Source organism: Desulfuromonas acetexigens, assembly GCF_900111775.1.
In the GTDB taxonomy this organism is placed as follows: Bacteria; Desulfobacterota; Desulfuromonadia; order Desulfuromonadales; family Trichloromonadaceae; genus Trichloromonas; species Trichloromonas acetexigens.
The window spans coordinates 310,604-323,246 of sequence record NZ_FOJJ01000012.1; the positions used below are offsets into that span (position 1 = coordinate 310,604).

Genomic DNA, 12,643 nt, shown 5'->3' on the forward strand with positions numbered 1-12,643 from the left:
GGGAAATTAATTATTGACGTCAAATGTTTGGGTTTGTTAATTTCTCTCCGGTGTGTTGTCGGTCTCGCTGGCGGCGGCCTGGCCGGGTTGGTTATTATCAGGAGGAAGGAGGAGGATTGGGGTTGTTTTGGAATGCCGTGACTTCATAACCTTAATTGAGCACGAGGGAAAAATGATGAAAAAAATTTGCAGACTGGTTATCATGGGGATGTTGTTGACTTTCGCCATGCCTCACACCGAAGTCTTCGCGGCCCCGAAAGCCGTAGCGGTGCAAAAGGTGATCAACATCAATACGGCGACCCTGGAGCAGCTGGAGTCCCTTCCTGGTGTGGGACCAGTTTCCGCTCAGCGGATTCTTGACCGCCGCAGCGAAATCGGCTCTTTCAAATCGGTGGATCAGTTGGTCGAAGTCAAGGGGATTGGTGAGAAATCTCTGGGGAAGTTCCGCGAGCTGGTGACTGTTAAGTAGCCACAGCTGTTCGGGATGGCAAATATATAATCTCATGTTTTCTCGGGCCGTGCCCTCTGGGGACGGCCCGGTTTTTAGGGTAATTCGATGGCGGAAAACGATTCTGCGGGTAAAAAAAACTGGCTTTCCCTCTGGCCGGCTCTTCTTGTTCTGGTAATCCTTGGTGTGGCCGTTTGGGGCGACAAGGGGATTTTGTGTGCCCTCCGTGCCAATCAGCAAAAAGAAGATCTGTTGCGCCAGGTCCAGGCGCTTGAGGCGGTCAACCAGGAACTGCGCAGGGAGATTGAAAATCTTAAGTCCAATCCCCGCTTTCTTGAAGGCATCGCTCGTAAGGAGTTGGGAATGGTCAAGGAGGATGAACTGATCTATCAGTTTCGTTCCCAGGAAAAGAATTCGTCCGCCGGCGCTTCCGCTGCGAAAGCCGAGGGTGCTTCCCGCCCATAGGGTTTTATCTCCTCTCTTCTGTCTCAATCCCTTCCTTTCTTCTCATCTGTGGTCTCGAATTTCCCCTTTCTTGACAGGGGAGTTCTCCAGGGGCTAGGATGAGCAAGCCCCGTTCCGCTAGCTTTGATGTGAGGAGTCACAGTTCATGACCCAGGACGTTCCTACCCTTTGCCCGCTTTGTGCCTGGCGAGCTCATTGTGCCAAACGTTTTTCTCGCGGAGATGACAGTTCCTTGCATTGTCCGGATTTCAGCGAGGATGTCATGCTGCGCAAGGAACGGGAGCGTGCCCGGACTGAACAGAAGGAAGATCGACAGGACTGAATCCCGCCGGAGTAAGGGTAGTGTGGGGATTTGCGAATGACCGCCACAATTGCGGGGCGGGAACGGATTTTGTTGAAGTGTGCCGGTTTTGGAGGTTTGAATGGTGAAGCAGATGCAGTCCCGCACCCAGAGACGCATGGAGAAAAAACATGCGATTCTTCTGGTTGTCTTGCTGCTGGGTATTTCCCTGGTCAGTTTTTTTCTGGGAATCATGGTGGGCCGGGGCTCTTCCGGGACCGTTGCGGCTCCAACCGAGTCGGTAACGCCTCACTTGCCGGTTCCTCCGCCCCTGGCCGAATCGCTTCCGGCCGTTGAGCCTACTTCCGCGCCGGCAGCCCCGGCGGCGCCTGTCGTCGAGGACGGCGCAGAGAAACCGGCCTTGACTTTTTACGAAGCGTTGCCCAAGGGGGAGCAGCCTCCCCTCGGCAGCGGGATTAATCTGCCTCCTCCGGAAAAACCGAAAAAGCCGCAAGCTTCGGTGGCCAAGACGGAGCCGTCACCCCTGCGGCCCCCTCCGCCGGTTCCCTCTGTTCCTGCCTCGGCAGTTCCGGCCGCGTCCGAAGCCGCCACGGTCGTTGTCGAAACGCCCGTGTCGACCGTGAAGGTCGAAACGACGCCTGCTCCCCTGCCTAAACCAGTGGTTCAGGGGACATTCGTCGTGCAGGCTGCGTCCTTCAAGGCTCTTTCTGACGCCACCGCCTTGCGCGATCGCCTCATCAAGAAAGGGTATGGTGCCTATGTTCAGGAGGCGAACCTCGGGGATAAGGGGGTTTGGCAACGGGTGATGGTCGGTCCTTATGCCGGGAACGAGGCGGTTTCCCAGGTAGTGGAACGGCTGAAAAACGAGGAGCGCCTCTCCGGGATGATCAAAAAGCACTGACCTCCTTCCGGTCTGAAGTAGAGGGCCTTCCTGGCGGCTTGTCGTAAGCCGGACAGCGGCGGACGCATGGGTTCTTTTACGGCTTTTTGGGCAAATTTTTTTGCTTGACTTGTTTCGGTGTTGCGGGTAAATTCCCGACTCCATGACGCGGGGTGGAGCAGTCTGGTAGCTCGTCGGGCTCATAACCCGAAGGTCGAAGGTTCAAATCCTTCCCCCGCAACCAAGTTTTGAGCCTCTTCAACGAGGTTGACCATATCAGTTCAAACGGCGGTGTAGCTCAGTTGGTTAGAGCATGCGGCTCATATCCGCAGTGTCCGGAGTTCGAATCTCTGCACCGCCACCATTTTGCGAACCCCCCTCCAGGATTCTGGTGGGGGGTTTGTCTGTTTGGCGTGGGTAGTTTCTGATGGATAAGCTATTTATCGAAAATGTCACACGGCGGCAGTTGCTGGCGCCGGGCGAGCGGGTGCTTACCGCGGTCTCCGGTGGGGCCGATTCGGTGGCGCTGCTCGTTCTATTGCAGCGGAACGCTCAGTCCCTGGGGATCGAAGTTGCGGCGGCACACCTGGATCATGGCATGCGCCCTGAAAGTGGTGAGGATGCCGAATTCGTCCGGCGCCTTTGTGCCGAGCTGGACATCCCCCTATGCGTCGGCAAGCGGGACGTTCCCAAGCTTTCCCGCCTCGCCAAGGAAGGCCTGGAGGCCTCCGCGCGCCGTGCCCGCCGGGAATTTCTGATGGAGACGGCGGCGACCCGGGGCTGTGTGAAGGTGGCCCTGGGTCACCATCGCGGTGACCAGGCCGAAACTCTGCTGCATCGGTTGCTCCGCGGGTCCGGGAGCTCCGGCCTGAGTGCCATGCAACCTTGGTCCCCTCCCTTCATCCGTCCTTTGCTCCCCTTTGCCCGCGAGCAGTTGCAAGAATTTTTGGCGGAGCACGGATGGCCGTTCATCGAAGATGCCAGTAATCGTGATCCCCGATTTACCCGGAACCGGATCCGTCACCAGCTTCTGCCCCTTCTCGAAAATTTCAATCCGCGGATCGAAGAGCATCTTTGTCGCTTGTCGGAACGCCTTTCCGAGGAAGAGGCTTTTTGGCGGGAACGGGAGGACGAGGCCTTAAAGGTTGTTTCGCTCGACCAATCAGATGGTTTGAGCTTGTCTCGCGGTCTATTGCTTGAGCTGCATCCCGCTCTGCTGCCGCGAGTTCTGCGGCGAGCCCTGGCCCAAGTGCGGGGTGATTTGCAGGGAATTGCCTCCTCTCACCTGCGCGCTGTGCGAGCCCTGGTCGAATCCGAGCGTCCTCAGGGGGGGCTCGATCTCCCTGGAGCCTGGGTCGGAAGAAGGTATGAACGGTTGTGGTTGCGCAGGGAGTGTCCGCAGGGGATGGAGAACGCGCCCCTGGAGATTCCTGGCCCCGGAAAATATGTCCTCGCCGATGGTGGCGAGTTGCAGGTGACGGTGGAAGGCGGCCCTGGAAAAACGACGGCGCTGATCGAGGAGTTTGACGGCTTCACCATCGATTTTCCGCTCCAGTGGCGGTCTTTTTGTTCAGGGGATCGTTTTCATCCTGAAGGGGCGCCCGGGGGGAAGAAGCTCAAATCCTTCTTCATCGATCAAAAGATTGAGAAAGAAAAACGTCGTTCCCTCTGGTTGCTGGCGAAGGATGAGATACTCTGGGTGGTGGGGGTTCGACGCTGTCAGGACTATCGCCCCGAAGCGGCTTGCGGGCGGGTTCTGCGCTTTGTCTATCGCCCTGGCAATGCCCACGAAAACGGGTTGTGAAATCCCTATCCGTATGTTAAGTTTCCGGGAACCCGCGCAATTTTCCGCTGGTAAGAGCTTCGTGCGGGTTTCGTTGGCTACAATTTAAGTGCTTAGGGGGTACTGTGAATCAATTCTATAAAAATCTCGCGCTCTGGCTGGTCATTTCCCTGGTCATGATCCTGCTCTTCAACATGATGACGCAAAAAGGCCAGGAGCAGAAGCCTATCACCTACACGGCTTTTCTGGCGGCGGTAGAGGAGGGGCGGGTGCGGGAAGTCACGGTCCAGGGATCCAATGTCGAAGGGAAGTACCAGGACGACACCCTGTTCAAGACCTTCGCCCCGGATGACCCCGCGCTGATTACTCAACTGCGTGAAAAAGGGGTGGAGATCCAGGCGCGTCCCGCCGAGGACCGCAGTTTCTGGTTCACCCTGATGGTCTCCTGGGGGCCGATTCTGCTGTTGATTGCGGTCTGGGTCTTTTTCATGCGCCAGATGCAGTCGGGCGGGGGCAAGGCGATGAGCTTCGGCAAGAGCAAGGCCAAGCTGCTCACCGATAACCAGGCCCAGGTCACGTTCAAGGATGTGGCCGGGATCGACGAGGCCAAGGACGAACTGGAAGAGATCGTTTCCTTTCTGAAGGAGCCCAAGAAGTTCTCCCGCCTGGGCGGACGGATTCCGAAAGGGGTGCTGCTGTGCGGTTCCCCCGGCACCGGCAAGACCCTGCTCGCCCGCGCCATTGCCGGCGAGGCTGGGGTGCCCTTCTTCTCCATCTCCGGCTCGGACTTCGTCGAGATGTTCGTCGGGGTCGGCGCCAGCCGGGTTCGCGACCTCTTTGTGCAGGGGAAGAAGAATGCCCCTTGTATTATCTTCATCGACGAGATCGACGCTGTCGGTCGCCATCGCGGCGCCGGTCTCGGTGGCGGCCATGACGAGCGGGAACAGACCCTCAATCAGTTGCTGGTGGAGATGGACGGCTTCGAGTCGAACGAAGGGGTTATTCTGATCGCCGCCACCAACCGTCCCGACGTTCTCGATCCGGCTCTTTTGCGCCCCGGTCGTTTCGACCGGCAGGTGGTGGTGCCCCGTCCCGATGTCAAAGGGCGGTTGAAGATCCTCAACGTTCATGCCCGCAAAATTCCCTTGGATGCCGATGTCGAGATGGAAGTTGTGGCTAAGGGGACGCCCGGTTTTTCCGGTGCCGACCTCGCCAACCTAGTTAACGAGGCGGCGCTCTTGGCCGCTCGCGCCGACAAGTCCCAGGTCAATATGGACGACCTGGAGGCGGCCAAGGACAAGGTGATGATGGGGGCCGAGCGGCGGTCCATGGTTATCACCGAGGAAGAAAAAAAGGTTACCGCCTATCACGAGGCCGGACACGCCTTGGTCGCTCTCTTCATCCCCGGCGCAGATCCGGTGCATAAGGTATCGATCATCCCCCGCGGTCGCGCCATGGGGGTCACCATGTATCTGCCGGAGCAGGAAAAATACAACGAAACCCGGGACGGTTTGCATATCCGCATCTGTACCCTGCTCGGCGGCCGGGTCGCCGAAGAGATCATCTTCTCCAGCATCACCAGTGGCGCGAGCAACGACATTGAGCGAGCCACCGCCATCGCCCGCAAGATGGTCTGCGAATGGGGCATGAGTGAGAAGCTCGGGCCCCTGGCTTTCGGCGAGAAGGAGGGGGAGGTATTCCTTGGGCGCGACATGGGGCACATGAAGAATTACAGTGAAGCCACCGCTGTCGAAATCGACGAGGAGATCACGCGCATCGTCAAGGAAAATCATGAGCGCACCCGCCAGATCCTGCAGGAGCAGAAAGCCGCTCTGATTACCGTGGCGGAAGCGCTTCTGGAAAAAGAAAACCTTGACGGCGCGGAAATTCGCGCCCTGGTATTCGGCTCCTCGACCGAGGCTGTTACTCCCGAACCGGTTGCCTGATGCCAGTTCCACCGCGCCTGTTGCGGGTTGAGGATGAGGCCCAAGCCCGTGGCGAACTTTTCCGCATCGGTGTCGACCCGGCGGGCATTGCCCGCATGGCGCCGAAAATGGTGGGGCGACTGATTAAGCTCCGCGACGTTTCCTGTCCCGCCGCGAACATTCTCAAACAAGAGATGCTCTCCCTGGGTGGCGATGCGGCCGTGTCACGGGGGAGCGTCGCCTGTTCGCTTCCCACGACCGATGTCTTGTTGATCGGCTCCCTCAAACAAATCAGGCTGCTGGTCGAACGTCTCGGCCGGCAGCCTTTTGGCCTGCGCGAGCAAGCGGCCCGGATCAGTCTTCTGCTCGAGCGTCTGGAATATCCCCCGACCTTCTTGAGCGGGCGGGGGTTGCGGCTGGAACTGGATCGGCCACGGATCATGGGAATTCTCAACGTCACTCCCGACTCCTTCTCCGATGGTGGCCGCTACCTTTCTCTTTCCGCCGCCCTGGAGCGGGCACACGAGATGGAGCGGGAAGGGCTCGACCTGATCGATGTCGGGGGGGAGAGTACCCGCCCTGGAGCCCCGGAGATTTCCCCACAGGAGGAAATCGATCGGGTCGTTCCGGTCGTCGAGGCCCTTGCCCGGGAGACTTCCTGTCCGATTTCGGTCGATACCAGCAAAAGCGCCGTGGCCCGCGCCGCCCTGGCCGCCGGTGCCCATTTCATTAACGACGTCAGCGGGTTGCATTTCGATCCGGCCATGGCGGCGGTGATCGCCGAAGCCGGTGCCGGACTTTTCCTCATGCATACCCGGGGGCTGGCCGCGACCATGCAGGCCGATACCGAGTACGGCGATCTGGTCGGGGAAATTCTCGAATATCTGCGAGCGGGAATGGCGCGGGCGCAAGCCGCCGGCATTCCCGAAGAGGCTCTGGCGGTTGACCCGGGCATCGGCTTCGGCAAGGACGTTGCCGGCAACCTGGAGATCCTGCGGCGCCTCGGGGAGTTTCGGGCGTTGGGACGTCCCCTCCTGCTGGGAACTTCCCGCAAGAGTTTTATCGGCAAGGTTCTGGGACAACCCGAGCCTTCCCGGCGCCTTTACGGGACCTTGGCGACGGTAGCGCTCGGGGTCCGGGCGGGGGCGATGATCCATCGGGTGCACGAGGTCGCCCCGGCGCGGGAGGCGGCTCTAATGGCCTGGGCGATACAAGGCGGAGGCGCCGTGACGGAAACCCTTTGATCTGACTGGTGGGGCATGGGCGGGTTGTTCGACGATCTGAAAAATTTCCGATGGCTGCTCGATCTCCTCGACATCGGCCTGGTCGCCTTTGTCATCTATCGGATCATGCTGCTCATTAAGGGAACCCGCGCCGTGCAGATGCTCCTCGGTCTGGCGGTGATCCTTGGGGTCTATGTCTCCTCCCAGGTCAGCGGTCTTTACACCCTGCACTGGATTCTCGACAACTTCCTCTCTTCGATCATCCTGGTCATCGTCGTCCTCTTCCAGAACGACATCCGGCGGGCGTTGATCCATGTCGGTCGGAATCCGTTTTTTGCTGATCTCTCCTACAAGGAAGAGACCGAGGTCATGGACGAGCTGGTCAAGGCCTGCGTCAGCATGGCCAGCAAGCGGATCGGCGCCCTCATCGTCATCGAACGGGAAACCGGACTCAAGGATTTTCTCGAAGTCGGTGTCGAAATCGACGCCAAGGTCTCCAGCGATCTGATCACCTCGATCTTTCTGCCCTATTCCCCCATTCACGACGGCGCCCTCGTTCTGCAGCAGGGGCGGATCAAGCGCGCGGGCTGTTTTTTGCCCCTTTCCCAGAATCCCGACATCAGCAAGACGCTGGGAACCCGGCATCGTGCCGCCATCGGCCTGACCGAACTGGTCGATGCCGTGGCCATTGTCGTTTCGGAGGAGACCGGTAAAATTTCCGTGGTGGTCGGCGGCCGGATCACCCGTGACCTTGACTCCACCTCCCTGAAGCGGGTTCTGACTCGGCTTTTCGAACCTCGCGAGGGCAAGCCCAAGAAAAAACGGTAGACCATGTTCAGGCGACTGACGGAAAATCTCTTTCTCAAACTGCTGTCTCTGGCCTTTGCCCTGATCCTGTGGTTTTTTGTCATGGGCGAGCAAAAGCAGGAGCTTTCCTACGCGGTGCCCCTGGCGATCAAGAATCTGCCGGCCAACCTGATGGTGGCCAACGAAATTCCCAGCCAGGTGGATGTCCGCATCAGCGGACCGCGGACGCTTCTGATGAACCTCGATCCCAAGGATATGGGGATCGCCGTCGACCTGCGGGGGCTCCAACCGGGCGTGACCTCCTTCAGGCGCCTGGAAGAGCTCTTTAACCTTCCCGGTGCCCTGAAAATCACCCGTCTTTCCCCCTCCTTCGTGGATGTCCGGCTGGAGCGGATCAAAGACAAGAAGGTGCCGGTCAAGCTGGTCATCAGCGGCGCCCCCGCTCCCGGTTTCGAACTCCGTGAGATTCAGTTGGCGCCGGCCGAGGTGCTGGTGGAAGGGGCGGAGGGGGAACTCAAGAATGTTGCCCAAGCGGAAACCGATCCCGTGGAAATCGAAGGGGTGCGGGACAGTTTCAGTCTGATCGTCCCGATCGATTACCGGGGCCGCTACACTTATCTTAAGGAAGATCGCACCGTCGAGGTGCATGTCACTATCGTCAAATTGCCGGAACCGGAGATCCCCGCCGCCGAAGTGATCGGGGGGGAGCAAACAGGAGAAAAGAAGGAATGAGCAAAAAGCTTTTCGGCACGGACGGCGTGCGCGGGGTGGCCAACATCCATCCCATGACCACCGAGATCGTCATGCAGCTGGGTCGCGCCGCCGCCTATATTTTCAAGGATAAGGATGAAAAACGCCGGCACCGGATCGTCATCGGCAAGGATACCCGGCTTTCCGGCTACATGATCGAGAACGCCCTGGTGGCGGGGATCTGCTCGATGGGGGTGGACGTGCTGCTGGTCGGGCCGCTGCCGACCCCGGGGATCGCCTTCATCACCTCGTCCATGCGCGCCGACGCCGGGGTGGTGATTTCCGCTTCCCATAATCCGTACCAGGACAACGGCATCAAGTTCTTCGACGGCACCGGCTTCAAGCTCCCCGACGAGACCGAACTGAAGATCGAGGATCTGATCTATTCGAAAAAGATCGATTCCCTGCGTCCGGTCGCCTCGGAGGTCGGCAAGGCCTTCCGTATCGATGACGCCAAGGGTCGTTACGTCGTCTTTCTCAAGGCCGCCTTTCCCAAGGATCTTGACCTCAAGGGTTTGCGCATCGTCCTCGACTGCGCCAACGGCGCCGCCTACAAGGTGGCGCCGGCGGTTCTGGAGGAACTCGGCGCCGAAGTCATCCCCCTGGGGATTTCCCCCAACGGGACCAACATCAATGCCGGCTGCGGTTCCCTGCATCCCCAGGTCATCGCCGACGCGGTGGTGGAGAATCGCGCCCATCTCGGCATCGCCCTCGACGGCGATGCCGACCGGGTGATTTTCGTCGACGAGTTCGGTAACGAGGTCGACGGCGACCATATCATGGCCATCTGCGCCACGGACCTGCTGGCCAAGAACCAGCTGGCGAAGAAGACCCTGGTGGCGACGGTGATGAGCAACATGGGGCTCGACATCGCCCTGAAAAAAGCCGGAGGCCAGGTGGTGAAGACCGCCGTCGGTGACCGCTACGTGGTGGAAGAGATGTTGCGGCACGGCTACAACCTCGGCGGCGAGCAGTCGGGGCACATGATCTTCCTCGATCACAACACCACCGGCGACGGCATGATCTCGGCCCTGCAGGTGCTGGCGATCATGCAGCGCAGCGGCAAGCGACTCTCCGAGCTGGCCGAGGTGATGATCTCCCTGCCCCAGGTGTTGCTCAATGTCCGGGTCAAGGAGCGGCGGGATATCGGCCAGATTCCCGAGGTACAAAAGGTCATCGACGCCGTCGAGGAGAAGCTGGCCGGCAAGGGGCGGGTGCTGATCCGCTATTCGGGGACCGAGCCCCTGCTGCGGATCATGCTCGAAGGACAGGACAAGTATCAGATCACCGAAATGGCCCACGAAATCGGCGATGCCATCGAGCGTCACCTGGGCGGCACCAAGGAGGGGAAGTAGCCGTGGCGCGACTGGGAGTCAATGTCGATCATGTCGCTACCGTCCGTCAAGCGCGGGGGACCAACGAACCCGATCCGGTGACGGCGGCGGCGTTGGCCGAGCTCGCCGGCGCCGACAGCATTACCGTTCATCTGCGCGAGGACCGGCGCCACATTCAGGATCGCGACCTCTTTTTGCTGCGGCAGACGCTCAAGACCCGTCTCAATCTGGAAATGGCGGCGACCGACGAAATGCTCGGCATCGCCCTCAAGGTCCGCCCCGACTGTGTCACCCTAGTGCCGGAAAAGCGCGAAGAGCTGACCACCGAGGGGGGGCTGGATGTCCTGCGCCATCGGCAGTTGCTGAAAAAGCAGATCGAGCCGCTGCGGCAGGAGGGGATCATCGTCAGCCTCTTCGTCGATCCGGATCTGGAGCAGATCAAGGAAGCCCACCGCCTGGGCAGCGACGCCGTCGAGATCCACACCGGCGCCTATTGCGAAACCCGCCGCTACGACAAGCGCTATGCCGAACTGCTCAAGATCCAGGAGGCGGTGCGCGCCGGGGGCAAGCTCGGGTTGGGGGTCAATGCCGGCCACGGCCTCAACTACCAGAATGTGCAGGATGTGGTGGCGCTCGGCGGCATCGACGAATTCAATATCGGCCACAGCATTATTTCCCGCGCGGTTCTGGTCGGGCTGGAGCGGGCGGTGCGCGAGATGGTCGCCTTGGTGCGGCCGGGGGAATAGGATGGCGATCGTCGGGGTCGGCACCGATCTGAGCCGCGCTTCCCGCTTTCGCCGTTTTCTCGAAAAGGGCAATCGGGCGCTCATTCAGCGGATATTCACCCCGGCCGAACAGGCCTACTGCCTGCCGAAGCCGGATCCGTCGCCGCATCTGGCCGCCCGTTTCGCGGTCAAGGAGGCCTTTCTCAAGGCCCTCGGTCTGGGTCTGCGGGAAGGGATCACCTGGCAGGACATGGATGTCCTTCGCGACGATCTCGGCAAGCCCTCCCTGGCCGTCAGCGGCCGGGCCGCGGAAATTCTCGCCGAACGGGGGATCGCCGCGATTCATCTTTCCTACAGCCACGAGGGCGATTACGCCAGCGCCACGGTGATTCTGGAGCGACCATGAAATTGTTGACCGCCGCGCGGATGCGTGAACTCGACCGTCAGGCCATCGAAGATCTCGGCATCCCCGGTGTGGTCCTCATGGAAAATGCCGGGCGGGGGGCGGCCGAGCGGTTGGCCCGGTGCTATGCCGAATTCTTTCCCGGACCCGTGCTGATTCTGGCGGGGAAGGGGAACAACGGCGGCGACGGCTATGTCATTGCCCGGCATCTGCTCAACTGGGGATGGCAAGTGCAAACCCTGGTACTCGCCGAACCGTCGGCGATCGTCGGCGATGCTTCCGTCAATCTCGATATTCTGACGCGGATGGGCGGCCAGGTGGCATTCGTGCCCGATGAGCACCGACTGCTGACGGCCCTGGACGAACTCGGCGCGACCCGTCTGGTGGTCGACGCCCTCTTCGGCACCGGGCTCTGTGCCCCGGTGCGCGGCCACTACGGGCGGGCCATCGACTGGATCAACGCCTGCGGGCGTCCAGTGGTGGCCGTGGATATCCCTTCCGGCGTCGATGCCACCCATGGTTCCCTGCTCGGCAAGGCGGTGCGCGCGGACCTGACCCTGACCTTCGCCGCGCCCAAGTTGGGGCAGGCGCTTTATCCCGGGTGGGCACAGGTCGGAACCTTGGAGGTTCTCGATATCGGCATTCCCGCGACCCTGCTGGCGGCCTGCGAAGAGGACTTCCGTCTTGTCACCGCTGCCGAGGTCGGGCCGTTGCTCCCCGCCCGTCCGGCCACCGGGCACAAGGGAACATTCGGCCATCTGCTGGTGGTGGCCGGTTCCCGGGGCAAGACCGGCGCGGCGGCGCTGGCCGCCGAGGGCGGTCTGCGCATGGGCGCCGGGCTGGTGACCCTGGGTTGTCCGCTTTCGGTCCAGCCGGCCATGGCGATCAAGCTCACCGAAGTGATGACCGCTTCCCTGGCCGAGGTCGACGGCGCCCTGGCCCTGGCGGCCGGGGAGGCGCTTCGCGATCTGTGGCGGGACAAGGAGGCGCTTGCCGTCGGTCCCGGGCTCGGCACCTCCGAAGAGACGACGGAGCTGGTGCGCAAGCTGGTCCGTGAGTGTCCCTTGCCCATGGTCATCGATGCCGACGGTCTCAACGCCCTCGGCCCGTATCCCAGCTTCCTGCGGGATATCCCCGATCTGCAGGCGGTCCTTACCCCCCATCCCGGCGAGATGTCCCGCCTGACCGGAACGTCCGTCGCCGACATCGAGGCCGACCGGGTCGGCGCGGCCCGCCGTTTTGCTCTCGATTATCGGGTGACGCTGGTGCTCAAGGGCGCACGCACCATCGTCGCTCTGCCCGACGGCCGAGTACGGATCACTGCCGGCGGCAACCCCGGCATGGCCAGCGGCGGCATGGGGGATGCCTTGACCGGGATCATCGGCGGACTCTTGGCCCAGGGTCTGACGGTCGAGTCCGCCGCCGTCCTCGGGGTCTACCTGCACGCCCTGGCCGGGGACCGCCTCGCGGTGCGCCAGGGAAATTCGGGGCTCTTTGCTTCCGACCTGCTGCGAGAACTGCCCGCCGCCCGTGCCGCCTTGGCCGCCGGGGAAATCGAAGACCGCCTTTGCTGAGGCCGGCCCGGCAGTTTTTGCCGGT

General features: G+C 61.2%; 12 protein-coding genes and 2 tRNA genes. All 14 read left to right on the forward strand.

Features of this window, described 5'->3' with window-relative positions; all coding sequences use genetic code 11:
* Positions 1–172: 172 nt before the first annotated feature.
* Complete coding sequence (locus tag BQ4888_RS07965) at positions 173–469, forward strand: ComEA family DNA-binding protein (RefSeq protein ID WP_092056396.1); 297 nt, start codon at positions 173–175, stop codon at positions 467–469.
* An 87-nt stretch (positions 470–556) separates the two neighbouring features.
* Positions 557–913, forward strand: coding sequence for an FtsB family cell division protein (locus BQ4888_RS07970; protein ID WP_092056156.1), 357 nt, complete (start codon positions 557–559; stop codon positions 911–913).
* Between the two features lie 422 nt (positions 914–1,335).
* The gene (locus BQ4888_RS07975; RefSeq protein ID WP_092056159.1) at positions 1,336–2,115 is read left to right on the forward strand and encodes an SPOR domain-containing protein; all 780 of its coding nucleotides are present in this window, start codon (positions 1,336–1,338) and stop codon (positions 2,113–2,115) included.
* 146 nt (positions 2,116–2,261) lie between these two features.
* A tRNA-Met gene (locus tag BQ4888_RS07980) sits at positions 2,262–2,338 on the forward strand.
* Between the two features lie 43 nt (positions 2,339–2,381).
* Positions 2,382–2,458 (forward strand) — tRNA-Met (locus tag BQ4888_RS07985).
* 63 nt (positions 2,459–2,521) lie between these two features.
* Positions 2,522–3,898, forward strand: a complete 1,377-nt coding sequence (gene tilS / locus BQ4888_RS07990; RefSeq protein WP_092056161.1) for a tRNA lysidine(34) synthetase TilS — start codon at positions 2,522–2,524, stop codon at positions 3,896–3,898.
* Between the two features lie 104 nt (positions 3,899–4,002).
* Positions 4,003–5,823, forward strand: a complete 1,821-nt coding sequence (gene ftsH, locus BQ4888_RS07995; protein WP_092056164.1) for an ATP-dependent zinc metalloprotease FtsH — start codon at positions 4,003–4,005, stop codon at positions 5,821–5,823.
* The gene (folP, locus tag BQ4888_RS08000) at positions 5,823–7,046 is read left to right on the forward strand and encodes a dihydropteroate synthase (protein WP_092056166.1); all 1,224 of its coding nucleotides are present in this window, start codon (positions 5,823–5,825) and stop codon (positions 7,044–7,046) included. Before ftsH ends, folP begins: the two co-directional genes overlap by 1 nt.
* 15 nt (positions 7,047–7,061) lie before the next feature.
* Positions 7,062–7,853, forward strand: coding sequence for a diadenylate cyclase CdaA (gene cdaA / locus BQ4888_RS08005; protein WP_092056168.1), 792 nt, complete (start codon positions 7,062–7,064; stop codon positions 7,851–7,853).
* A 3-nt stretch (positions 7,854–7,856) separates the two neighbouring features.
* Positions 7,857–8,564 (forward strand): CdaR family protein, encoded by a 708-nt coding sequence (locus BQ4888_RS08010; protein ID WP_092056170.1) that lies wholly within the window; start codon positions 7,857–7,859, stop codon positions 8,562–8,564.
* Entirely contained in the window at positions 8,561–9,937 is a 1,377-nt protein-coding gene (gene glmM, locus BQ4888_RS08015; RefSeq protein ID WP_092056175.1) for a phosphoglucosamine mutase, read from the forward strand. Before BQ4888_RS08010 ends, glmM begins: the two co-directional genes overlap by 4 nt.
* A gap of 2 nt (positions 9,938–9,939) precedes the next feature.
* The gene (locus BQ4888_RS08020; RefSeq protein ID WP_092056179.1) at positions 9,940–10,662 is read left to right on the forward strand and encodes a pyridoxine 5'-phosphate synthase; all 723 of its coding nucleotides are present in this window, start codon (positions 9,940–9,942) and stop codon (positions 10,660–10,662) included.
* A gap of 1 nt (position 10,663) precedes the next feature.
* Entirely contained in the window at positions 10,664–11,047 is a 384-nt protein-coding gene (gene acpS, locus BQ4888_RS08025; protein WP_092056182.1) for a holo-ACP synthase, read from the forward strand.
* Complete coding sequence (locus BQ4888_RS08030) at positions 11,044–12,618, forward strand: NAD(P)H-hydrate dehydratase (protein ID WP_092056187.1); 1,575 nt, start codon at positions 11,044–11,046, stop codon at positions 12,616–12,618. Before acpS ends, BQ4888_RS08030 begins: the two co-directional genes overlap by 4 nt.
* The last annotated feature ends 25 nt before the right edge of the window (positions 12,619–12,643 follow it).